The sequence below is a fragment of the Neochlamydia sp. TUME1 genome (genome assembly GCF_000813645.1).
GTDB lineage: Bacteria > Chlamydiota > Chlamydiia > Chlamydiales > Parachlamydiaceae > Neochlamydia.
In genome coordinates this window covers 1-24,082 of sequence record NZ_JRXI01000097.1, presented here as the reverse complement: position 1 = coordinate 24,082, position 24,082 = coordinate 1, and the positions used below count along the sequence as shown (strand labels likewise).

21 protein-coding genes and 2 pseudogenes are annotated in these 24,082 nt (G+C 37.6%); 14 read left to right on the top strand and 9 right to left on the bottom strand.

From position 1 onward, the window contains the following. Positions 1–532 precede the first annotated feature (532 nt). Positions 533–2,005: an RNB domain-containing ribonuclease gene (locus DB41_RS04310; RefSeq protein WP_080502397.1), complete on the bottom strand. Its 1,473-nt coding sequence runs from the start codon at positions 2,003–2,005 to the stop codon at positions 533–535. Between the two features lie 139 nt (positions 2,006–2,144). Between DB41_RS04310 and DB41_RS04305 the strand changes: the two genes are divergently transcribed. Beyond that, the gene (locus DB41_RS04305; RefSeq protein ID WP_039384750.1) at positions 2,145–2,507 is read left to right on the top strand and encodes a hypothetical protein; all 363 of its coding nucleotides are present in this window, start codon (positions 2,145–2,147) and stop codon (positions 2,505–2,507) included. A 510-nt stretch (positions 2,508–3,017) separates the two neighbouring features. Here the strand turns inward: DB41_RS04305 and DB41_RS04300 are convergent. The 3 genes from DB41_RS04300 to DB41_RS04290 all read right to left on the bottom strand — a co-directional run bounded on the left by DB41_RS04300 (position 3,018) and on the right by DB41_RS04290 (position 6,288). Next, positions 3,018–3,794 (bottom strand): 2'-5' RNA ligase family protein, encoded by a 777-nt coding sequence (locus DB41_RS04300; RefSeq protein ID WP_039384748.1) that lies wholly within the window; start codon positions 3,792–3,794, stop codon positions 3,018–3,020. 107 nt (positions 3,795–3,901) lie between these two features. Beyond that, on the bottom strand, positions 3,902–5,050 hold the full coding sequence (locus tag DB41_RS04295) for a branched-chain amino acid transport system II carrier protein (RefSeq protein ID WP_039384747.1): 1,149 nt from the start codon (positions 5,048–5,050) through the stop codon (positions 3,902–3,904). A 239-nt stretch (positions 5,051–5,289) separates the two neighbouring features. Then, entirely contained in the window at positions 5,290–6,288 is a 999-nt protein-coding gene (locus tag DB41_RS04290; protein ID WP_039384745.1) for a hypothetical protein, read from the bottom strand. Between the two features lie 175 nt (positions 6,289–6,463). On the opposite strand from DB41_RS04290, the gene DB41_RS10695 reads away from it, so the two are divergent. The 9 genes from DB41_RS10695 to DB41_RS04250 all read left to right on the top strand — a co-directional run bounded on the left by DB41_RS10695 (position 6,464) and on the right by DB41_RS04250 (position 14,984). Next, on the top strand, positions 6,464–7,063 hold the full coding sequence (locus DB41_RS10695) for a hypothetical protein (protein ID WP_052243894.1): 600 nt from the start codon (positions 6,464–6,466) through the stop codon (positions 7,061–7,063). Positions 7,064–7,124: 61 nt separating this feature from the next. Continuing rightward, entirely contained in the window at positions 7,125–7,499 is a 375-nt protein-coding gene (locus tag DB41_RS10690; protein WP_052243893.1) for a hypothetical protein, read from the top strand. A 5-nt stretch (positions 7,500–7,504) separates the two neighbouring features. Then, positions 7,505–8,194 (top strand): chorismate-binding protein, encoded by a 690-nt coding sequence (locus DB41_RS10685; protein WP_052243892.1) that lies wholly within the window; start codon positions 7,505–7,507, stop codon positions 8,192–8,194. Beyond that, positions 8,191–9,789, top strand: coding sequence for a 2-succinyl-5-enolpyruvyl-6-hydroxy-3-cyclohexene-1-carboxylic-acid synthase (gene menD, locus DB41_RS04275; RefSeq protein ID WP_052243891.1), 1,599 nt, complete (start codon positions 8,191–8,193; stop codon positions 9,787–9,789). Before DB41_RS10685 ends, menD begins: the two co-directional genes overlap by 4 nt. After that, positions 9,786–10,499 (top strand): alpha/beta fold hydrolase, encoded by a 714-nt coding sequence (locus DB41_RS04270; RefSeq protein WP_052243890.1) that lies wholly within the window; start codon positions 9,786–9,788, stop codon positions 10,497–10,499. The genes menD and DB41_RS04270 overlap by 4 nt, the downstream gene beginning before the upstream one ends. Continuing rightward, positions 10,490–11,320, top strand: a complete 831-nt coding sequence (menB, locus tag DB41_RS04265) for a 1,4-dihydroxy-2-naphthoyl-CoA synthase (RefSeq protein WP_039384743.1) — start codon at positions 10,490–10,492, stop codon at positions 11,318–11,320. The genes DB41_RS04270 and menB overlap by 10 nt, the downstream gene beginning before the upstream one ends. 20 nt (positions 11,321–11,340) lie before the next feature. Further along, positions 11,341–12,249, top strand: a complete 909-nt coding sequence (gene menA, locus DB41_RS04260) for a 1,4-dihydroxy-2-naphthoate octaprenyltransferase (protein ID WP_039384742.1) — start codon at positions 11,341–11,343, stop codon at positions 12,247–12,249. Further along, positions 12,246–13,187, top strand: a complete 942-nt coding sequence (locus tag DB41_RS04255) for a hypothetical protein (RefSeq protein WP_039384739.1) — start codon at positions 12,246–12,248, stop codon at positions 13,185–13,187. Before menA ends, DB41_RS04255 begins: the two co-directional genes overlap by 4 nt. A gap of 399 nt (positions 13,188–13,586) precedes the next feature. Beyond that, positions 13,587–14,984: an F-box/WD40 repeat-containing protein gene (locus tag DB41_RS04250; RefSeq protein WP_039384737.1), complete on the top strand. Its 1,398-nt coding sequence runs from the start codon at positions 13,587–13,589 to the stop codon at positions 14,982–14,984. Between the two features lie 217 nt (positions 14,985–15,201). Here DB41_RS04250 and DB41_RS04245 read toward each other — a convergent pair whose 3' ends face one another. Beyond that, positions 15,202–16,407, bottom strand: coding sequence for a hypothetical protein (locus DB41_RS04245; protein ID WP_039384734.1), 1,206 nt, complete (start codon positions 16,405–16,407; stop codon positions 15,202–15,204). 349 nt (positions 16,408–16,756) lie between these two features. Here DB41_RS04245 and DB41_RS04240 point away from each other — a divergent pair, with 349 nt between their 5' ends. Beyond that, positions 16,757–17,875: an AMP-binding protein gene (locus tag DB41_RS04240; protein WP_039384732.1), complete on the top strand. Its 1,119-nt coding sequence runs from the start codon at positions 16,757–16,759 to the stop codon at positions 17,873–17,875. A 369-nt stretch (positions 17,876–18,244) separates the two neighbouring features. Here DB41_RS04240 and DB41_RS04235 read toward each other — a convergent pair whose 3' ends face one another. From DB41_RS04235 to DB41_RS04225, 4 genes and pseudogenes are all read right to left on the bottom strand, one after another. Further along, on the bottom strand, positions 18,245–18,709 hold the full coding sequence (locus DB41_RS04235) for a class I SAM-dependent methyltransferase (protein WP_255350911.1): 465 nt from the start codon (positions 18,707–18,709) through the stop codon (positions 18,245–18,247). A 28-nt stretch (positions 18,710–18,737) separates the two neighbouring features. After that, a complete protein-coding gene (locus DB41_RS12510; protein WP_255350910.1) occupies positions 18,738–18,971 on the bottom strand; it encodes a class I SAM-dependent methyltransferase in 234 nt (77 codons plus the stop codon). Continuing rightward, complete coding sequence (locus tag DB41_RS04230) at positions 18,955–19,173, bottom strand: hypothetical protein (protein WP_039384729.1); 219 nt, start codon at positions 19,171–19,173, stop codon at positions 18,955–18,957. Before DB41_RS04230 ends, DB41_RS12510 begins: the two co-directional genes overlap by 17 nt. A 574-nt stretch (positions 19,174–19,747) precedes the next feature. Next, positions 19,748–21,749, bottom strand: a pseudogene (locus tag DB41_RS04225) (DUF3604 domain-containing protein). Positions 21,750–22,119: 370 nt separating this feature from the next. Here DB41_RS04225 and DB41_RS04220 point away from each other — a divergent pair. The 3 genes and pseudogenes from DB41_RS04220 to DB41_RS11630 all read left to right on the top strand — a co-directional run. Further along, positions 22,120–22,734, top strand: coding sequence for a type IV toxin-antitoxin system AbiEi family antitoxin domain-containing protein (locus tag DB41_RS04220; protein WP_039384726.1), 615 nt, complete (start codon positions 22,120–22,122; stop codon positions 22,732–22,734). Continuing rightward, the gene (locus DB41_RS04215; RefSeq protein WP_052243889.1) at positions 22,727–23,581 is read left to right on the top strand and encodes a nucleotidyl transferase AbiEii/AbiGii toxin family protein; all 855 of its coding nucleotides are present in this window, start codon (positions 22,727–22,729) and stop codon (positions 23,579–23,581) included. The genes DB41_RS04220 and DB41_RS04215 overlap by 8 nt, the downstream gene beginning before the upstream one ends. Before the next feature lie 384 nt (positions 23,582–23,965). Further along, a pseudogene (locus DB41_RS11630) lies at positions 23,966–24,082 on the top strand (IS5/IS1182 family transposase); the annotation flags it as partial.

Below are 24,082 nucleotides of genomic sequence, written 5' to 3'. Positions count from 1 at the left end.
CTCTTATTGCTTATTGCAAGCTTGAATTTCTTAAAATTAAAACCTTACTTAATCACTTTGCTTTAAAATATAAGTTAATCCTTAAAGCCAATCAGATGGCCTATCAAGAACTGCAAAATTTACAAAGGAGTTCTATGTCTGCGTAAGGTGAGTTTCAAATATATTCGAAAGGAAGAGAAGATAACAACTAGGAGAGTGATTGCCGCACCGAAAGAGAAAAAAGATAAGGATCTGGTGAAAAGGAGAGCTGGGAGCAGAATTTGCTTTATTCAAAATCTATTCCTTTTTTTCTCTCAAAGCCAGGCAAAAAAAAGCCTATCTACTGAGATGCTAGAAGCATTTTATATCTTCTTAAATAGAATGAAGGTTATTAACTTAATAATAAAATACACATCTTTAAATTAAGGAGCGCTTCACTAAGTCTGCGAGAAGCTCCGCGGAAAAATTTATGTTTCAGGTGTAAAGTTATAGGATTATAAGCTTTTAAATAACTCTTTACCCACTCATAAGCTTTTCCTCAAGAGAGAATAGATTAATGCTTTTCCTGTACAAAATCTAAAAAACCTTTTTCAGCATTGACAGAAACTAGCTTAACTTTCAACCGATCTCCTACCTCAATATTTTGATAGCCATTGATAAGCTTGCCTTCAATGGCGGTACTAATCAGTCGGATCCAGTTACCTTTTTCTCCTTTACCTGTTAGAAAAGCATCAAAAGTTTTACCGATGGCATCTTCTAGATATAAAGCTAATACGGATTTCATTACACTGCGCTTGGCTTTGTCTGCACATATTTCTTTTTCTGTGCATGTTTGAAGCATGGTTTGCAAAACAGAAAGAGAATAAGGGCAAGCTTGATTTACAAGGCGGGCTTTAAGCAGACGTTGCACAATCAGATCTGAATAACGTCTATTAGGGGCAGTAGCATGCGTATAGGGCGCTAAGGTTAAGCCAAAATGTTGGTTGGGTTTATCAGCAGGGGATTGTACGATATATGCGCCCCGTCCTAAAAGCTTGATAATCACTAAAAATAAATCACGGGTATTTAAAGGATCCTCAGCGCGCATTTTAATTAGAAAATTTTCAAGAGCTTTTGAATCAGGGTTAAGAGGGAGAGGAAATTTATGTTTATCAGCAATTTGTACAATGCGCTCCCAGTGTTTGGGGTGACAAATAACCCGTTTAATTATCGGGCACTTAGTTTTTTGTAGAAATAAAGTGATACAGGTATTAGCGGCAACCATTAAATTTTCTATTAATTCACGCGCACGATTAATTTTTACCTCTTGAAGATCTACTACCTGGCCTTCTTTTATAATGGGTTGCGGATCGTAAGTTTCCCATGTTAAGAAGCCTAAAGATTGGCGATGTTTTTTCAGGCGTTGAGCTACTTCATCTTGCAAGCGTATCTGAGAAGCCAACTCTTTTATTCTTTGAATAGGCTCGGGAGGTAAAGCTCCCGTTTCCAGCCACGCATCCACACTATTATAAGCAAGTTTAGCATAATTAAAAACGTAGCTTTGAAACAGATGATAATCCACTACTCTACCTGATTCTTCTACATCCATTTGAACTACAATAGAGGCTCTCTTTTCATTAGGATTAAGCGAGGTTAAATTAGTTGATAACTTCTCTGGTAGCATAGGAAAGACGATCATGGGCATATAAACAGAGGTGGTGTTTGTCAGAGCATGTCGATCAAGAGGCGTATCTTTTTTAACTAACGCATCTACATCCGCAATGGCTACATATACTCTTATTAAATGATCGTTTATACGCTCTGCATAGGTTAACTGGTCCAAATCTAATGAATCATCATTATCAATTGAAAACCACAGTTTATTAGTCATGTCACTACGTTCATTAGAGCTATCAAGTACTAGAGCTGGTAGTCTATTTAACTGAGCCTGTACTTTTGAAGGGAAATCAGGAGATAACCCTTTAGCTAGCATGGCCTGACGGGCAATTTCTAATAAATTTACCTGGGAATTCATTAATTTTTGCATAGCTTTGAAAATTTAAATGAAAATGTTAAAAAGTTATGATATAACAAGGATAGAATTTCCGTGCTAATTTATTTTTCGGGTTTATCGAATAAATTTTTTAACCTCAAGAGAACTGTATGCTAAGAATAATTTTAAAAACTTGTTTTTTCTTTTTCCTTTTTTACTTTTTTATTCTCCTTCCCTAGATGCTATTATGGTAGCCAATAAAGTTGAAGTGCATTTATCTATTGAAGATAGCGCCATGCCCCAGGTTATCGTTACTTCTGTTAAATTTAATGAAGAAGATATGGATTTAACACCAAAAAGCTTCATGAATCGTAGGGTATCAAAAGTTTTTAAGCTTTTACCAGGCCAGTACGAGATTCAATGGACCACACAAAAAGCTGGTGACGCATGGGGGGGAGAAAAAGAAACAAAACAACATCAGCGGATGATTATTATAGAAATAAGTGATGCGGTGGTGTACATAAATATACGTGGGGAAGTTTTAGCGACATATTAGCCAGTGTCCTTCTTGCACTCATAAAACTTTTTATAGGCTATAAAAAAATTGACGAGTGATAAAGCAACAAATTGTTAAATAGCTTTCTTTGCCTTCTAAACTATTATATGCTTTTGAGCTGCTTTTTATAAAAATGCAGCTATTATATAATCATCTTCCCAAGGTAGAGAGGTAGCTTTTAAAGAATTAGGTAGGCAGGCTCAAGTTTCTTTAAAGTATGTGACTTAATAAAATTTATGTCCTTGTCGAATTTATAGCTAACATATTAAGTATATGCCCAGAAAAACCACTTAAAGATTGCTATTTAATAAAGAGCTCCTTAGAAAGCTGATCTTAACTTCACCATCCAATGAGTATATGAAAAGATTGAAATGTGAGTGCCTTTGCTTGATTTCTATACCCTCCTCTTGGATAAGCTCCTATTGCTCTTTGATCTTTCCATTCTATTCTTTGCATGAGCCTGTTCTTTAGATAAAGATTAAATAAATAAAAAGCTTTAGCGGTTCTAACTTATTTATCCATTATCATTTCAAATTGAATAATAGAGTCTTTTGTCTGGATGTCTTTATATACATGAAGGGTTTTAAGGGGACAGTCTTGATCAGCTTTTACCCGAACAATCAAAAAATTTAAATCGGCAATAATCTCCTTTAAATGAGCATAGTTTTTTGTATGATGATAAGAGGTAAGGGGAGGATAATGAAAAGCTAGGGCAGCAAAGGCATGCTGGTAGATCTGATTAAGATTTTCTCCATTAATTAGATAAACAGTCTGATTAGGATACTTAATTTCCTGAAAAGGGGGAATAAATGAATAGGACCATAGAGGCTGATAGTTTAAGTGACCTAAACTAGCATAAAGATGAAGTGACTGCGTTAGCATGGGTAAAGGCGTAAAAGCTGCTTGCCACTCTTTGTGATCAAAAGGTTTTCTGGATAAGGTTACATGCCACAGCCAATCTTTATGGTTGTCTCGCAGGGGATAGTGATGCATACTTAGCCAATTTGAAAGCTTTTGGCGATACTCAATTAATTCTTTACTTTCATCATACCAATCAAATTTCCAAGCTACGACATTAGGATGGTGAAAAGGTAAAAAAAGGCATTCATTAAAAGCTCCTACTAGGCCTACTCTGAAGGAAGGGTGGGGAAAGGCATGTTGAAACAGAGCAGAAAGAGAAATTTCTCCTACAAAAGCTAAGGTAGCATGACGTGTGTGAGGATCTAAAACACGCCCCTTAGGCAATTTTTCAGGCCAAGGAGCCTTAACTTCGAGAGCAAAAAACACACGTTTTTCATCTGCTTTCTTGTTGATAATGCTTACCCATCTTAAATTTTAATATAAGCAAAGAGCCTACTTGATAAGTAAACTTTCAAATATGGACCCCATGATTATTACTCTATCAAAAAATATAACTTTACTGCAAAGGTGAGCATTACCGGCCATCGACGTAACTTTATGCCTCCTAATTTGTGGGCAATATTGATCAAAGTCAAGACGATGAGGGCGGGGTATAATGTCTCTAAAATAGGAGCTAAAAAGGTAGCAATACCGGAAAATTCTCTGGTAGATACCCCGAAAGCAATAAGTAAAGTGAACAGAAGGGAAAGAGAGGAATGAATACTTTCTCGGCAGACTTGTTGCTTGAAAAAATCGGCAAAAAGAGAGGTCAATACCACGGCAGTAGTAAAACATGCTAAGATAACAGCAGAGCAGACAACAGGGGCAGAGAGAGCTCCAAGGGTTTTTTGAGAGATAATTCCTAGAAGCATTTGGGGAGCTATTCCTTTTAAATCGGAAGCAAAAGCCGCCCCCAAGTAAACAAGTCCACAGTAGACTATAGCAAGTAAGCCACCGCCAAGTAAAGCTGATTTTATAAACACTTTAACAAGCTGACTATTATCAGAAGTAGCCGAAAAATGATTGGAGAGATGCTTTATAACAAAAGTCGAAAAAAAGAAGGCAGCTAGAAGATCCATCGTTTGATAACCTTGCAAAGCTCCCTCGTGGAAAGCAGACCAGTAGTTTGGATTGTAAGGCTCTAATAGCTGGCCATACCACATACCTGCTACGATGATTGCTAATAAAAAAAGCAGTAAAAAAGGGGTTAAAGCAGAACCTAAGAAAGGAATAATCTGACTTTTATTTGTTGTGAGCAAAAAGAGGATGCCGCAAAAAGCTAGGCTGAAAACGATAAGAGAGCAGTTAGGAAAAAGTAGTGTAAAACTTCCATGAGCTACTGTAATGCAACGAGCAAGTACACCAAAAGGCCCCATCAAAGATAAAGCAATAAGAGGAAACCAAAATTTTGCAAAGCTTCCCATGGTGCCTAAAAATTCATTTGTTTCCCCTTTGTATAAAAGCATAGCAAAAACGCCTAAGAAAGGAACAAGTACGCCTGTAAAAATAATACCTAATGAAGAAATTAAATAATGGCCTTGACTTTCGATACCTACAAGTAAGGGAAAAACTAGATTTCCTGAACCAAAAAACATAGCAAATAGCGCAAATCCAGTACTCACAAACAAAAACTTCGTATTCATTTTATTCCTATTGATAGTCGAGGGTATAGGCAGAAAGCTTACCTTACTATTTGCACTTTAAACGATAAATATAAGTATGAAGAAAAGTATATATTTTGGCAGCTAACTGCCAATAAGAGGAATAAAAGTTTCAGACAAAAGATAGGTAAATTTTTTCATAGAAATTAAATTAGCAAATCTCTTTAATTTCAGTCAATCACCTAATTTCTAATAGATTTGATCGGGAAAAAACAAAACTTTTAGATAGGCGGAGCCTCAAGTGTTAGAGAGTTATATAAAGGGCCTTGAAATCTAACATTATTATTTAAAGCAATCTTTTCTTTTTCATTAGTTTTTTCCTTTTGGCTACCCTTATTTCGATGATAAATATAAAAACCTACTCTTATTAATATAGGTAGAGCGACGATGGAGATAGCCGCAACAATTGGAGATAGCCCAGCAGCCATTAAATTGACAAAATCATGTTTTTGTATAGAGGTGGTCGTCCACAAAGCGGACAAAGCATATAAGAAATGCTGGCTGATGGTGCTGAGAGTAGCTGTTTTAAGATATCTGCTAAGCTCAGGATGAGATTTGCTTAATGCAAGGGAAGCACTGTAACCCGTAGTGGCTGCTAAAACTGCTAAAGCAGGGCCTGCAGCTACGATTAGCAATTCAGAATTAGCGCGTCCGATATATTGCCCTATCATAGTTAAAGATCTAACGTAGTAAGTGGTTTGACCGCCATTAAAAGGAGTAATAGAAACGTTTACCAGAGGATTTTTTATTAAAATTTTTGCAGCTAGGGCATGCCCTCCCTCATGTACGATTACCTCGCGTGTATTAGCATCCACTAACTGACGAAAAGTTGTGGGAATAAGAGCGTTGATAAAACCTACCCAAGAGGTAAATTGTGTTTTCTTTTCAACTGCCTTCCTAGAAGTAGAATGCTTTAGCTGAAATACACGGAAGATACAGTATGCTCGTGCTAACCTCAGCAACGTAGTAATAGCCAAACTGGCAATCGTAGAAAGCAGTAGCGTGGCCATACCTAATGGAGTAGCTACAAACAAGCAAGCTAATCCAGTAAAAGATAAAGCTATGGCTAACTCAAGCAAACTTTTTTTTACGATTTCTTTAATGAGGGCTGTTTTTAACGCTTGGCACGGATTATAATTTCTTTGTATGGGCGATTGAAGCTGCTTGCGTGCGAAATTTAAATGATACGGTTCTCTAGGAACATTTAAAATACTAGCCATAATTGAGAAATCCTTACATCAATGAAGGTTATATAATTCAGGAAACTATATATATAAAGGAAATTAAACTAAATAAAAAAAACGAATTGCATTTAATAGAGTTCTATTAAAATTGGCACTTGCCAAAAAAAAGTTGAGATGGCATCAGGTAAGCCAACTAACAAAGAGGTACACAATGAGAAAATATCAGCTTTCACTCCGTAGGGCAGCAATGACTTTACTATTTTTTCCTCTATCTGTGAGCATACAAACGTTAAGCTTTACCCTTCCTTTGACTAGCTTATATCAACTGCATGCAGCTAGTGTACAGTCATTTACGGACGCAGATTTAAAGCAAGAATTGCGCCGCTTAAAGCAGGAGCCTCCCATTCCAAGCATGCCTATAACACGCGAGTCTTCCTCCTCTAATGACAGCAAAGATCCGCCTGCAGCTTTCAAGTACCCTTCTCTCACCCTCGAGCAAACTAAGCAGGTAAACCAGGAGATAAATATACGAGTTAAAGAGGCTGAACATTTTATGCAAAACCAATGGAGAGTCGTACAAGATAAAACAAGAATGCCTATGAGCATCGATAAAGTTCAGCTAGAAAATGCTATCACTAACTTAGAAGTAAAAAAAACGTTAGCCGCTAAATTTATCAATTCACCTTCTCTTAAAAGTCCAAAAGTACGAGAAATACTCATACAAGTTCTTAGCAAGGATCTAATCCAAGCATCAGATTTAGCTGCTTTACAAAATATAGTAGATAGAGAAAGGCCTTATACTTATCCTTGATTTCCTAATTTAAAAAAGAAATTATTCTTTGAAGTATAAAAGAAAATTTGATGGAGGCAACATGAGGCTGGCCAGGCAAGATTGGCGCTGCTTTATAGAATCGGGGAGCCTAATCCGCCTAAATAAAGATAACTATTTGATTGGCTGGGGAACACGTACCTGGTTAGAAAACATTTATGACTCACCAAGCCCTTTTTTTTATTTTCCTGATTTTTTTCTATCCTCCCCTTGTCCTTGGTTCCAGCACAAATTTACAGCTATCGTCAGCCAGCATGAACTTCTAGCCGCTATGCATACATATCCCGCTACGCCTCTACCTTTAAGCTGGAAAAATCCTTACTTAGCTCATTTTGAAAATACTTGTAAAGAATTGCACACTCATTTTTACAATAAAAAATTAAAAAAGCTGTGCCCTATATATTTGAAGAAAGTTTAAGCACTATGACACCAGATAGATTAGGCAGTTCTCTTAAGCATTTAATTAATTATGTAAAAGATCAGCAACTCCATGTGTATGGCTATTGGGAAGAGACAGAAGGAATATTAGGCGCTTCTCCTGAAATATTATTCAACTATCATAATGCTTCTGAAGGGCTGATCGAAACAGTAGCTTGCGCAGGTACTAAAAGATATAGGGACTCTGACTCTATTTTCATCCAGGATTCCAAGGAATTATATGAGCATCAGCTGGTCATTGAAGGCATACAGGAATCTTTATCTTCTTTAGGAGTAGTAACGATTGGCGAGTTACAAATATTACAGCTTCCTAAAATTTCTCATCTTATGACACCTATCCAATTGAAAATGAAGGGACCTTCAAATTTTTTAGCCCTTGTAAAAGCTTTACATCCTACGCCGGCGTTAGGGGCTTTTCCAAAAGAAGAAGGGAGGAAATGGTTACATTTATACAATGACAAGATCGATCGCTGGCGTTATGGTGCCCCTGTAGGCTGCCTTTTCGATAATAAAAGGCAAGCTAGATGCATTGTAGGCATTCGTAATGTTCAATGGAATAGCCAAGGGGCAAAAATTGGAGCAGGCTGTGGAATTGTACCCGCTAGCCAATGGCACCATGAATGGCAAGAAATTAATTTAAAGCTTCTTTCGACCAAAGAGATGATAGCATTATGAATATGGACCTCCTTCTTAAGAAAGATAATGAAAAGCTAGTGATACAAGTCCTGCAAGAGCTGATTTATAGAGGTGTTAAAGAAATATGTATCTGCCCTGGCGGCCGTAATGTCCCTTTTATCACTGCCTTGGAGAAAACTGAGCTGTTTAAACTTTATTATTGGCCCGAAGAACGTTCAGCTGCATTTTTTGCTTTAGGGCGTAGCAAGCTTATGCATCGCCCTACAGCAGTTTTAACTACCTCGGGAACAGCAGTCGGTGAGCTTTTGCCAGCTGCCATGGAGGCTTATTATACTGGCATACCTTTGATTTTATTAACAGCCGATCGCCCCCGCCGTTTTCGCGGCACAGGATCGCCCCAGACAGCTGAGCAAGTAGGCATATTTGGCCATTATGCTGTCTTTGAACAAGACATTGCCGCTGGCGAGCCCTGTACACTTCAAAAGTGGAAGCAAAATGGGGCAGCTCATATAAATGTTTGCTTAGAAGAACCCCTCAATCAAAATTTTAGCGCATGGGAAGAGCTAGATAATAGATGTACAAAAGTGGTCCATCAAAAGGGGGACATAGAGGCTGCAAAAGCAGCTCTGGATCAATTTGTTCAAAGAAATAAATATCCTTTTGTAGTGGTAGGGGGACTATCTTGCCAGGCAAGACAAGCTATCGTAAAATTTTTAGCTGATTATCAAGCTCCTGTTTATCTAGAAGCAGCCTCAGGCCTACGAGAAAATCCTTACTTGCGTACGTTAAGCATAACGCGAGGTGATAACATATGGAAGGCTGCTGAAAAGGCAGGCTATCCAATTGATGGGATTTTACGCATAGGGGGCATTCCCACTCTCCGTCTATGGCGCGATTTAGAAGAGCTTAAAGGTAGAATAAACGTTTGTTCGATTAGCGAATTACCTTTCCCAGGTTTAAGCTGGGGCTTAAACTACTCGGTATCCTTGCACGAATTTTTTTCTGTTTATCAATATAGCTATGCTATAAATAAATCTTGTAGCTCATGGCTAAAGGAAGACCAGCGTTATCAAAGTAAACTTTTAGCATTATTAAAAGAAGAGCCTCAATCTGAGGCTTCTCTTATTTATCATTTATCTAAGCAAATTGCCTCTTCCTCCTTAGTGTACTTGGGCAATAGCCTGCCCATACGAGAATGGGACGCTTATGCCACACGAGAGGAAGAACATGAAAATATTTTTGCTAATCGTGGATTGAATGGTATTGATGGTCAACTTTCTACTTTTCTAGGAATGTGTTCTTGCCGCCAGCAAAATTGGGGGATTATGGGCGATTTAACCACTCTTTATGATCTTGCAGCACCTTGGATATTAGAACAGTTGAAAGAAATAGATCTTAATCTCCTGGTCATTAATAATGGTGGGGGAAAAATTTTTGCCCACTTGCACGCAAATAAACGGATACAAAATCAACATTGCCTTCGTTTTAAATCTCTTGCTGATTTATGGAATATGCGCTATGAGCATTACACCCATCTACCCAACAGTATATCTTATGGGGGACACCGGTTGGTTGAAATTGTGCCAAATGAACAAGCAACTATGCGCTTTTGGAATTGTGTAGAAAGTTTATGACTAAAATTCATGCCCTTCATGGTTTTTTAGGCCTTCCCACCGATTGGCAAATGTTTAACCTTCCTAATTTACATGCATATAGCCTTAGACGCCCTTCTCTTGCTCCCGCTGCTGATGGGCTATGGGGATGGGCCAAGCGTTTTAACCGTTTGACTCAGCCAAGGCATGATGACATTCTAATGGGCTATTCGTTAGGAGGAAGGTTAGCACTGCATGCTTTATTGGATAATCCTAACCAGTGGCGTGCAGGAATTATCATCTCAGCTCACCCAGGATTGACTTCCAAAGAAGAGAAGATAAGGAGAGTACAAGCTGATAAGGCCTGGGCAGATCGTTTTGGAAATGATCCCTGGCAAGATGTTATACGAGATTGGAATTGCCAAGCTGTTTTCGGGGGTAAAAGCTTTCCGGTCAAGCGCTCAGAACATCAGTTTTTACGTAAAAATTTACAAGATCAACTGAGGTTTTTTTCCACAGGTCATCAGGATGACTTATCTGAAGCTTTAAAAGACTTGCCCCTTCCTATCCTTTGGATCAGCGGACAATTAGACATCAAATTTTTAGCTAAGGCGCATGAACTTGCTTTTTCTCATCCTTTATCACGTGTGGAGAGCATCGCGCATGCTGGACATCGAGCTCCCTGGGAGCAATCCATTCTTTTTCTTAAAATTATTCAATCATTTATTCAAGAGGTTTTATCATGTCCGTAACGTCATTTCTTTGGACGTCTATTAAACAATATGTGGATATCAAATTAGAAAGAACAGAAGAGGGTATTGCTAAAATAACTATCAATCGTCCTGAGGTACGCAATGCCTTTCGGCCCGAGACTGTTATAGAAATGCAAGATGCTTTTGAAGTCTGCCGTAATGAATCTTCTATTGGTGTAATTATATTAACAGGGGAGGGAAAAGAGGCTTTCTGTGCTGGTGGCGACCAACGCGTTAGAGGAGATGAAGGGTATATCGGCGTCGATGGAGTGGCTCGGCTCAATGTATTAGACTTACAAAAGCAGATTCGTTCATTACCCAAGCCTGTTGTGGCTATGGTAGCAGGCTATGCTATAGGAGGAGGACATGTCCTACATATAGTATGTGATTTGACTATCGCTAGCGATAATGCTCGTTTTGGGCAAGTGGGTCCACGTGTAGGCTCTTTTGATGGAGGCTTAGGCTGCAGCTATTTAGCTCGTATTGTCGGCCAAAAGAAAGCGCGTGAGATTTGGTATCTTTGCCGCCAATATAGTGCACAGCAAGCCTTAGAAATGGGGTTAGTAAATTGTGTGGTTCCTTATGAAGAGCTCGAACAAGAAACTATTCGCTGGTGCCGCGAAATGCTACAGCATTCTCCTCTAGCATTACGCTGTTTAAAATCGGCTCTTAATGCCGATTGCGACGGCCAAGTGGGCCTTTTAGAACTGGCCGGAAATGCTACAATGTTATACTACATGACTGAAGAAGCCCAAGAAGGAAAAAAAGCTTTTTTAGAAAAACGGCCACCTGATTTTTCTACTTTTCCTAGGCTGCCTTAAAAGAATAAAAGGTTATTTAAATGATGAATGGTAACTTTCTTAAAAAGCCAGCTAAATGGCAGGCTTTTACTTGGGCTGCTCGCCCTAAGACATTGATATTAGTTGTGGTTCCTATCTTTGTCGGAACTTTGCTTGCCCTTAATTATACTTCCTACTTTAAAGGAATAGCGTTTGCTTCAGCTTTGCTAGCAGGCCTTTTCATTCAAGTCGCTGTAAATCTAATTAATGATGCTCTTGATTTTAAAAAAGGTGCTGATAACGCAGCGAGATTAGGGCCTGAGCGCGCGACACAAAAAGGCTGGCTGAGTTTCCATGAAGTATTATATGGTGGATATTTTTGTCTCGCTCTGGCCTTTATATTAGGCATGCCTATGATCATGCAAGGCGGTATCCTTTTTTTAATTTTGCTTATCGTTGCTTCATTGCTAGCTTACGGCTATACGGGAGGGCCCTTTCCCTTAGCTTATTATGGGCTAGGAGAATTTTTTGTGATACTTTTTTTTGGAATTATAGGAACCCAAGCGGGTTTTTATTTGCAAGCTGGTAAAGCTTCAGAAAAAGCTTTTTTGGCTGGTTTGCAGATTGGTTTATTAGCAGCCGCTGTTAATGCTATCAATAATCTACGGGATATAGAGAGTGATGAAAAGGCAAAAAAAATAACGATTGCAGTAAAATTTGGGAAAACTTTTGCCCGTTTAGAGATCACCCTTTTAATTCTTTTGCCTTATTTTTTAAGCTTGCTTTGGAGTGATCTAGGGTTTTACAAGGCCGGACTCTTGCCCTTCGTGACCTTGCCTTTAGGTTTTACTCTTATACGCTGCATTTGGTTTTATGAACCCTCTAAAATCTATAATACTTTTCTAGGAGTGGCTGCTTTATTAAACCTATTGTTTGGAGCGTGCTTGTCGCTAGGCTTTTGGTTGCAATGAAAATCCAACATTCCTTTTATGAATTAACTAGCAAACAGCCTATTCAATCAAAAATCCTTCACTCTTTAAGGCGCGGAGCGTTGTTGAAAGTAACTTTTGAAGAGGGTATTGTAGGCTATGCAGACTGCCACCCCTGGGAAGAGCTAGGCGATTTACCATTGCAAACGCAACTAGATTTATTGCAAAAGGGAAAATGTACACGTCTAACAGCCCAATCTATTTATTTTGCTCACGCGGATGCAAAAGCGCGCGCCAATAAGCGAAATTTATTAGAAGGTGTCAAAATTCCTATGAGCCATTATCTGATGGCTCATTTGGATGCTTCCAGTATTGTTAATCTTCAAAAGGCGTGGAAAAATGGTTTTACTTTTTTTAAAGTAAAATTAGGTCATAATCTTTCTTTAGAAAAAGAGATCTTTGCAGAGATGGCGCATTTGTTTCCTAATGCCAAATGGCGGTTAGACTTTAATGCCAAATTAAATGCAGAACAATTTTGGTCCTTCATGGAGCACTTACCTGTTCCTAAAACCTCTATTGATTACATAGAAGATCCCTTTCCTTTTATCTATAGAGCTTGGAAAAAAGCATTTGAAACCTTCAAGGTACCTTTAGCAGCTGATGAATTTTTTAAAAGCGCCTATGGACAGCCTGAAGCTGCCCAGGTATTGATCATGAAGCCAGCTATACAAAGATTGAAGCAGGTAGATATTAGACAGCGTTTGATAGTAACTTCTTATTTGGATCATCCTTTAGGGCAAATGAGTGCAGCTTATATAGCTTCACTTACCACATCAGAGTCCTGCGGGCTCTTATCTCATCATATTTATCAGGATAATCCTTTTTCAGAAAGGATAAACAATCGGGGCCCCTTTTTACAACCTGTACAAGGTTATGGTCTGGGCTTTGATGAGCTTCTTGCAAGCCAACATTTTGAATAAATCTTAGCTGTCTTTTGTAAATTGTTTTTTTATTAAAAAAATTTAACATCTAATCCTTATAAGGAAATTTTGAGGGCATAATAAAGACCTATGGCCCATCATAAAAATATTAAAAGTTAAAGATTTTTTATCCAATCAAGTAATCGATCACGGCCCGAGGAGGAGGGGGCTGCTTAAGAGCTTAAGGATAAGTGAATGATGTAAATCAAAATTTATAACTCTTTTTTGCAAAAGAATGATAATATATTTCTCATCAAAAAATGTATATTATTGAGCTAGTTTTTTATAAAAAAATTAGTGGTTGACTTAAACCTTTCTTAAATAATAGAGTAAGATCCCAATGAATATTAAATAAATATTATAAAGCATGTATCCATGATATGTTAGAGTACGTTTATTATGATACCGTCCCCTTTTTCTCCCGCTAAAATTTTATCTATTACTGATCAAGCCAATTTTCAGCATTCTTTAATAAATACTGTAAACAATCTTGATAGCTTGCCTAATGAATTGCTGCTACATATTTTTTCCTTTTTGTCTGTTAAGGACTCTTCTGTTGCTCACCGCGTAAATACCAAATGGTATCAGCTATTTTCAGAGAAAATGCATTGGCGACATCTTTTCAAACAAAATTTTCCTCATCTATATTCTCTATCAGAAAAATTAGAAATTCATCCCAAAGATCAACTAGCAGCCCAAGTCAATATAAAAGCTGGTCGGGTACAAAGAATTTTACATATAGGAGGGAAAAGAAACGATTTAGGGTCTGGCTACTTATTATGTTCTGCAGACGGTCAATTAGTTGCCACTTTAAATTATTTTGACAGCTTTGGATTTAAGCCTTGCATCTGGGAGGTAAAGGCTGGAAAGCTTTTATATACTTTGGAAAATTTCCAGAAAAAAAAGGTGCTTATGGCTTTTTCTCCAAATAATGAATGGATAGCCACTGGCTCTGATGACCATACACCTTTTATTTGGAATATAAAAACAGGAGAGTTCTTACGTGCTTTGAAAGGACATAAGCAAGACATAACCACACTAGTGTTTTCCTCAAATAGCCAGCTAATTGCCACAAGCTCTGCTGACCATGCTGCTCGCATATGGAGAGTTGAAACAGGCGAATGTCTTCATACCTTACAAGGACATCTCCTCTCTGTCACTAGCCTAGCTTTTTCTCCAGATGATAAGCTGATTGTCACAGCGTCTGATGATCATACTGTTCGCCTTTGGGAAATAGAGAGTGGTAAGTGCATATGGGAGTTAGAAAGGCTTCAGCCAGTTGTGAGGGTAGCTTTTTCCCCAAACGGCAGGTGGATTGTTACAAATACTGCACCGCCTACTTATTTGCAAATGGAAGCAGATGGCTTTATCAAGCTCTGGAATGCTCGCACGGGAGCATACAAGCATACCTTTGGAAAAAATTTGGCTCAAAATGCTAACTTTTTGTTTTCTCCGGATGGTAAGTGGCTTGTCGTAAGCGAATATGATGATCATAGCATTTGCCTTTGGGAAGTCGAAACTGGAAAATGTATGCATACCTGGGCAGGACTTATTGGGAATAGCCATGTAGCATTTTCTCCGGACAGCAACTTGATAGCAATAGCAATCGGCGTATATGACAAGAGTATTCACTTTTGGGAAATAGAAACAGGAACATATCTATATACCTTGCCAATCGATGTTTTCTATTGCGCATCTATAAAATTCTCCCCTAATGCAGGGCATTTTTTCGTTAATAACCAAATGTTTGATTTTTTCCCCCAGGAAGGGGCTATTTTACCTTCCAATAGAGGATAGCTAGCAGCTCAAATAGGCGAAGAAGAGCCTCATAGTCTAAAATATTTAATAAAGAAGATAGGCTTAGCTGCAAAAAATTAAGGCAAATCATGAGCAGATGAGAAAAAAAGTAGGATAGTAATAAATTTTTCTTTCATGGATTTGATAAAGAGATTTAATAAAACTAATGAGCGCGATGCAGTCTTCCATAATACTCTATAATTTAAAAGTGGTTATATTATATAGCAGCGTATTTAAACAGCAGAGGTTGCCTGGAAGTTAACTTTCTTTGCTGTTCTATTAAATTGGCATGCTCAGCCTCTTTTATCTCCTTTAAAATTATTATTTTAGCCATTTTTTCCTCATATTCTTCTTTAATTTTCAGCGGCTCTTTTATAGACTTCTTTGCCCACCACCACAGCTTGGCATTTTCTTCTATACGAAGCTGGTTTTCAAATAATTGGCTCGTGCATTCTTCATCTAAGTCTGCGAGCTGAGAGGCTAGATGGCGAATATCTTTTAATAGATCATCAATTTGGTGGTTTAATTCCATCTTTTTTGCCTTTATAGCATCATCCTCAAGCGAGCTATGCTCAGAAGCAAAAGATTGTTTAACCAATATACTTGCTTTACTTGACTCAAAAATAAAAGTTTCCTGACAAACATCCATCTTCTCCTCTTGGATTTCAGGGAACTCATGGCTATCAATCTCTTGAGGGGTAAAGAGGAGTGTAGTGTCTCCAGCCTCTTCTGAAGCTTCATTATGGACCTCAGCTTTTTCGTGTTCAATATCTGCGAGGTTAGCATTAAAAATGGCTAGCGAAGAGTTACCCTTATGAGAGGTAGTTAAAATTGTGATATTTTGAGGATATATCGAAGGTTCTGGGTTTGCTACCTGTTTCTCTCGCATTGCTTCATTAAAGAGGTGATCATCTCTCTTGTTATCAACTTCATTGTTAGCTAAGTTATCTTTACTGACATCCGAGCTGCTTTCACTGGAAGTCTTCCGGTCTAAATGACCTAAAAAGCCGATAGGTTTACTTAATTTTTCAAGCTCGGCGTTGGCCTGCTCTTTCGAATAGCTCCTGTGTAATTTATACGCTTGTCTTTCTTCTTCTACGTTTAGGTTGTTGGTTTCCAAGTGTTTCTTAAAAAGAACTATACAAGGCTTTTGGGGATGGCGAGCCATGTAGGCAAACCTTTCTAGATTATCTTTAATAATTAGCTTAGCTTTTCTGTAAGCTTTTGAAAATATTTCCAAAACAAAATCCATGATGGTATTCCATAAGCCTACTCTTACTTTAGATAGAGTACGGCTAACTACACGTTCTCCTAAGGTTCCATGGTTAACAATACATTTAGTCTCGTCGAGAAATATCTCTTTTTCTTTTAAGGCAATTTGAAATTTTTGATAGGAATTAATCTTAATATATTTATCTAACATACAAAGCCTTGGGTATAATATTCGGCTAAATTATAGAATAGAATATTTATTTTAATATATTTTATGGTTTTAAATGGATAGCATTTATTTGAGTAGTCGATAAAACAAAGATTATTTTAAGTCTTAGGCTTACTATAAAATAGTAAGAAAGCTTTCTTAATTTTTCAAGGGAGAACTAAAATACTTCTACCGAGAAAGAGATCATTTTCCCATTTTTTCTTGATAAGATGGATAACAATGAGATAATAGTAATCTTTCATCAAGTTAAAGCTTTCCTAATATATTTTTATATAGGTATGGCAAAAAGCGTAAAGAAATTTAAATTTTATAATCATCTGATAGCTAACCTATGATTAAGATTAACTGGCAGTCTGCTGAATCGCATCTATTGTTAAATCCTCGTCTCCCTGTAATAAAACCTTCGCTCTGGGAGACAGGGAAAATGCTTATCAATAAATTTGAGAGGCATATATGGTTAAACACCTCGGGATCCTCGCAACAAAAAATGGTGGCCCTTTCTAAAGATGCTTTATTAGCTTCTGCCCAAGCAGTTAACCATCATCTTCAGGCTACCTCAATGGACATTTGGATTAATCCTTTACCTTTATTTCATGTGGGAGGTCTAGCTATCCAAGCACGTGGGTATTTAAGCGGAGCAGCAGTTTCCACTTTCGCTGCAAAATGGTCAGTGCGGCATTTTTATGAAATGCTTTTAGCTAAAAAAGGAACATTAACTGCTCTTGTGCCTACACAAGTTTATGATCTAGTGGTCAATAAATTACCAGCGCCTAAAAGCTTGCGTGCTGTTATAGTAGGAGGAGGGGCGCTACAAGGATCCTTGTATACCCAAGCACGTGAATTAGGTTGGCCCTTGCTGCCTAGCTACGGATTAACTGAATGCTCTTCTCAGGTGGCCACGGCTAGTTTACATAGCCTTTCTACTTCTCAATTTCCCCCCTTAGAAATCCTTCCTCATGTACAAGTCAAAACAAATGAGAAAGGATGTTTTTGTCTTTCTAGCCCTGCTTTATTAACTGCTTATGCCTCTTTTAAAGCAGAGGAGTGGCAGCTTATCTATCCTGTAGCAGAGGGGTGGCTCGTTACTGAAGATGTCGGCACCCTACATCACAATCTTTTAAAGTTAAAGGGCAGAAAAGGGGATTTCATAAAAATTGGAGGAGAAAATGTAGAAGTAGGACGCTTGGAAGAAATTTTGGAAGGAATAAAGTTAGAGCAAGGCATCCATACAGATATGGTGCTAGGAGCTATTCCAGATGAGCGGTTAGGGTATGCCATTCATTTATTTAGCACTACTCCTTTAGTACAATCTGTGCAAACTTTATATGATCAACGCGTACTGCCATTTGAACGTATTAGAAAGGTGCATATTTTACAAATTATTCCCCGCTCACCTCTCAAAAAATTGTTAAGAGGGGAGCTAATTCGCCTTGCATCCCAGTCTTATTAACATAATAAGCTCAAAATCAAGGGTTTGCGTAAGTGATATTTAAGGTTTTCTCCCGCAGAGATATCTTTTCTGCCAAAGCCTAAAAGCCATTCTTCTCTATAGAAGAGAATCATTGAAACGTACGAAGAAGCTTCTTTGACTATAAAACAGCCCAAAATTAAAATTTTATCACTTAAAAAATCTCCCCCTTTTTAAAAAGAAAATAAAGTCTTTATCAACTGCCTTCCTTACTTAAAAGCATAGGAGAGTGTAAAGAAGTAAGCTAAAAGCTTAGATGAACATTAAACTTAATCCCAGAGGATGAATGCTTCTCAAAAAGAAAGCCTCTCTTTAAGCTTTCTTAGTCGTTGAGAATTAGCTAAAAGCTTTTTAATTACCTTTTTTAGCGACCAGAATGGTAGCGATGCCGCCCATAAGGGTAATCACAGAAGTTTGCTTAAATCCTGCTATTTTAAGCATGCTCTCTAATTCTTGAGGGGATATGAATGAACGAATGCTATTACACAAATATTCATAGGCTTTGCGATTAGAAGTTACTAATTGGCCCATGATAGGCAAAATAGTTTTTAAATATAATTTATGTCCAGCCCTTATCAATGGCTGTGTAGGTTGCGTAAGTTCTAATATCCCTACGGTACCTCCAGTATTTAGCACCCGATAAATTTCATTAAAACATTGCTGAGGGTGGGGAATATTACGGATCCCATAGGCTAGCGTAACGCTTTCAATAGATTCCTCAGCCAAAGGGATTTTCTGAGCATCGGCTTGCAAATAAGTAAGGGTATGAGGTTGAAGATTTAAATGGTTCGCTCTTTCTTTAGCACAATAAAGCATTTCTGGACAAAAGTCTAGTAGGTAAGCCTTACAAGGTAAATAGCGCTTTTTTTAAATATTTAAAAGCAATTTCTCCAGTGCCACAGCATAAGTCTAAGTAAGTGGAAGGGTTTTGGTTTTTCATTACAGCCCAAATAAGTTTTTTGTTCCACAATCTATGCATTTGAAAAGAAAGTATAGCATTAGTTTTATCATATTGCTGAGCGATGCTCCCAAACATTTGCTGAAGAGACTCTGGATTATCCTTATTGTAAAAGTTCATCTTTTTTTCCTCCTCTCTTACATAGCCCACAAGAGGCGCTCTCCTCTGTACATTTCTCTTTTTGTAATTGCCTAGGAGTACGGCCGCAAGCCCCAGGCTTAATTTTTATTCTGCCTGTGAACCACCAGCTAATTCCTAGCAAAGCAAGAGAAATTAAGACAATGACAAAAGCTATGAAGACAGTAAGCATTAAATTAGACATGCAAAAACCTTGTTAAATATCTATTAGGGATAATAGAGCCTAGCATGTAAAGCGTAAAGAGATAAATTAAATTTCATCAAGGCGAGAATAAAGATTTGGAGCCTTCCATCCTTTTTTATCCTCTCTTTATCTTTTAGGCTTAGAATTACTTAGCTCATCAAGTCAGTTTAAGTTTTAAAAATTTAATAGATCAAGAATTAAAAAGGCTAGTTTTTAGAGTAAACCTGTAGCTAAGCCTTCGCCCAGAGGTGTTTTAAGAAATTTATGCAAAAAGTTAGGATGGTTTTAAAACTTATGTTCTTCTTTCTTAGGATAGCATTTATAAATTCAAGAGCAGGGAAGGGCAGAGCTTTCGATAGAAAAAGCTAAACCCTACTACCTTTATATAATAAGAAGTAATAAAGCTTAGCTATTAGCTCAATTTTGAATTTTAGAATTTAAAAAAACTTGAATGCTGACATAGCCATCTATCTTTAATCATTCCTTGCTTAATAAGCTTTGTGCTTTTTCCTAAAGAAAATCGCTTATCTAGAAATGTAGGTGTGCAGTTTCAAAAGAGTGAAGCTTTTGTTTTTTATTCGTCATCATCCTCATCATCTTCATAATCAAAATCATTATCCTCTTCCTCTTCTTCAGCAATCTTGAGAGATTCTAATTTTACGGTAGGCTTAGCATTTTTAGACACGGGGCGTTTAGGTGCACTAGGCACATAATCTACCCAGATGGGAGAAGACCAAGCCATGTGGCCATCTTCTTGCACCACTCTAATATAATAAAAAACAAAGGGAGGTTTTTTATCTTTGCTAGCTACTGTAACAGTCTCTAAAGGAGTCATATCATCAAAGGTAAAATCTAAGCTGTAGCTTTCCGGATGAAAAGATTTAAGAACTTTTCCATTGCGTATAATTTCCACAGATTTTAAGCGGGTAGTACCGGCAACAAAGCCTGAGATATGCCTATTAATAAGTAGTCCATGTTTTTGAGCGGTAGAAATTTCGCTACCCATTGGCATACCTGCTATATATAAACCAACAATAATCCTCTCCCCAGTGGTGGCATAACAAGAACGTGTATAAAGAGCTTCAGCTAAAGAAGCACGGGTATGCTCCGCGGCAATAATTGCTGTTAACCCGGGAGAATATTGGACCTGGTCCCCTTCAAAAAAAAGGTGCATAGATACCACGATCATCCAAGCCTCCTGCCACGAATCCAAAGCGACAATTATTTAAAAGAGCTTTTTGAATAGAGCCTTCTGCACTTTCTTGCACTCCTACTTTTCCATGCGATTGGATGGGACGTAAATTCCCTTCTTTCTTCAGACATTCAGAAGAGCCCCAAGCATTATAAATTTCTACCACCCTTTCATAGTCTGGATCAAAATTTTTGAAGTTATATTCATAACCTTTGCCCATAGTAAAAGTAGGGATAGAGATAATTTCTTTAGGAGAAAAACTTTTATAAATCTTTTTAAGAGTACTATATTTAGCATCTTTTTTACGTAAAGGTTGTTTATGGTCTTTAGTGAAGACAATTTGCCGTGTTCCTTCTTCTTCAGGGATTCCAGACCACTGAGTTCCTAGAAAGGTAGTAAAACGATCATTTTCATCAAACTCTAAGAGGTTTTGGCTAATAAGCTTCCACATCTCATTAGAAGTCTCCTCTTGACTTTCAAATGGAGAGGCCCCGAAGAAATTCATCCCCTTATCATCTCGAAAGTGACGTAAACAATTCTCAATATTTTCTGTGGAGTCAATTCTTTCTGATTCGCCATGCAAGATTCCCCAAAAAACACTTTTATTATTATCTGCAAAACATTTAATAGGAGGGGATTGGAAGACTTGCTGCGTATAGGTATTTAAAAGCCGGATCGTATAGATACCTGGCTCATTAAAGTAAAGATTAGGAAGAGCAATAAAGCCAGTTTCAGGAACAAATAATTTCCAATTGAGATTTTCGCGTAAATGTTCATAAGAAAGCTCTATAAGTGTTTCGTCAGGTGCATCACTGGTTAAATTTCCATATTGATCTTCAAAGCGCACGATAACATCAAAGCGTTTATTACGCGTAACATAAGAAGGAGCTACTACGCGAATTGAACAGAGAGTATTGCCTTTTATATCTAAGCAAAACACTTCTGGTTCACCATAGTTTCCTTGCCCGGTTGGATCTATATAAATATTGAATGGTCGCCTACGTTGAGAATTTGTCTGGGCCCGATTACCCTCTTTATTAGCTTTTTTAATATCGGTAGTACCGATCACTATAGTAAAGTTGCTACCGGCTTCTAAGGCACTGGGTAGAATAAATTCAAAATCCGGGGTGAAGTGAGCTGCTGAGGATACTTCCTTTGCAGAAATTATTTTGCCACTTTCAAGCTCTCCATAGATAATATTGGTTATTTTTTTGACATTAGAGCTTGGAATTTGCCAATCGATATCTCGACCATTACTCAGCATATCAAATTTTAGGCGTGTACCTTTAGGAAGAGAGTTGGCAGAAGTATAAACAAACTTCCAATTATTAACTTCTCCCGCTTGAGCAGAGGCCGGTTCACAATAGCAAATAGATCGACGCATGTTATGTTACTCCCTAAATTTCTATAGAACTATGCCATTATGAGAGATGTCTTTTTCTTTTTCAAGGGTGATGTGCACCTTGTGTTTTTTAAGTGGTTTTAAAAAAATATGCTTTTAATAAAACATATACTTACTAACCGTAAGAAAAGTTAGAAGGAGATATTCAAGTAATTATTAATATTAAAAAATGTTTCTAGCTATGAATGTATCTCGCTAATTAAAACTGGCGCTTTATATCAATGAGCCAATCACATGTATACGTATTTAAATTGTCCATGAATTTCTCCTTCTATGTCATGAATTTCTTGACTCTCAAAACGTTTTGGTACAATATTACGGATATTAATGAAAAAATCCGTTATTTTGTACCATGAAAAAAAAATCAAAGCTTGAATTAGCACTTGCAGCATTTCGGAAGCAAGGAGGAATTCTTACTATGTCGGAAGCTATTGCTATAGGTATACATCGACGGGAACTTTATACTCTTCGAGATAGAGGAGATTTAGAAATTGTTAGCAGAGGCTTATATCGATTAGTCGAAATGCATGCCCCTTCTTTGCCTGACTTTATTCCAGTTGCTAAAAAGATTCCAAGGGGGGTCATTTGTCTTATTTCTGCGCTAGCATTTCATGAGATCACCACTCAAATTCCTCACTTCGTTTACGTTGCTTTACCAAGTCAGACTCATAAGCCTGCCATCTCTTACCCACCCATGCGCTATTTTTGGTATACTGAAGAGCTACTAAAAACAGGAGTTCAAGAACACGCAATTGATGGGTGTATATTTAAGATTTTTGACATAGAAAAAACCTTGGTTGATTGTGTGAAATTTCGCAACAAAATCGGCATGTATGTCGTTCTTGAGGCGCTAAAGATGTATTGGCACAGCAGAAAAACAAATCTAGATAAACTCTTTGAATATGCTAAATTATTTCGTGTTAAGAAGATTCTAAAGCCAATTATGGAGACGATTGTCAGTGGATAAAGCTTTTGAAAAACCTAGAAAGAATCTTGGCGAATCGATACGTCAACGGTTAAAAAATCTGTCAGAGCAAAGAAATCGGCCATTTGATGAAATTCTCCGTTACTATGCTATAGAACGATTTTTATACCGCCTTAGCCTTAGCCCTTACGCAGAGAAATTTTTTCTTAAAGGTGGCCTCATGCTGAAAGTCTGGGATTCAATGGATCATCGCGCCACTATGGATATCGATCTACTTGCCAGAACATCTAACCAGATTGATAATTTACAACGCATTATTACAGAAGTTTCAGAAATGAGCTGCGAGGAGGATGGGATCTCTTTTGACACGCAAAAACTCATTCTTCGCAATACACAAACTGGTGGGGATTACAACGGTGTAAGTAGTAGTTTCTCGGCAAAGTTATTCACGACAAAAATGCCTGTTCTTATTGACATTGGATTTAATGATGTCATCATCCCCAAACCTCAGCGGATTCAATATCCTACGCTTCTCGGAATGCCAAAACCAGTCTTGCTAGGCTATACTTTAGAAACTGTTATAGCTGAAAAACTAGAATCAATTGTAAAACTTGCTCTTGTGAATACTCGGATGAAAGATTTTTACGATCTCTGGACTATCTTAAGACATCATGAAATTAAACCCGAAAAGTTAAATGTTGCCATTCGCGAAGTGTTTGCAAACCGCAAAACTCCTTTACAGCCTCCGATAGCATTTACACGGGCATTCTATGCCACCAAGGAAACCCAGCAACGTTGGAATAACTTTCTTTCTACCATGGGTAAACAGCAAGTTAAATTTGAGGATGTCATTTTGGAGCTGTCAAGCTACGTAAACAATTTTTTTTAAAACTGATCAATCTTCATAAATCTATTCTTAAATTGTAATAGACAGGACTTAACCTGACATTTGTGATAAAAATAAAGGAACCACGATTTAAAAGCCGCGAAGCTTAAAGTCCTGTTACTCATCAAAAGAGATAGGGCTAAAGTTGAAGGGAGCGGCCCCAAGACCTACAAGGAGTGTCAAAATGTCAAAATTAGCAGCTCATCAGAAAGTTATCAAAAACAAGTTAGAAGTGTTAAAGTTAGCTGAAATATTAGGAAATGTCTCTTAAAGCTTTCAAGATGATGGGATATTTTAGAGACAGCTTTTATAGATTAGACCTCTTTCGAAACTGGAATAAAATGTAAATTTTAGTAAAATGGTGACTCAACATTTAAAGGAGGCACCATGAAATTTGATAAGATAGAGAAATTAGATAATGAACGATTTCGCAGATTGACAGGAGTAAAGCGTAGTACCTTTGATAAGATGGTGCAAATTTTACAGGAAGCCGATGCGGCCAAG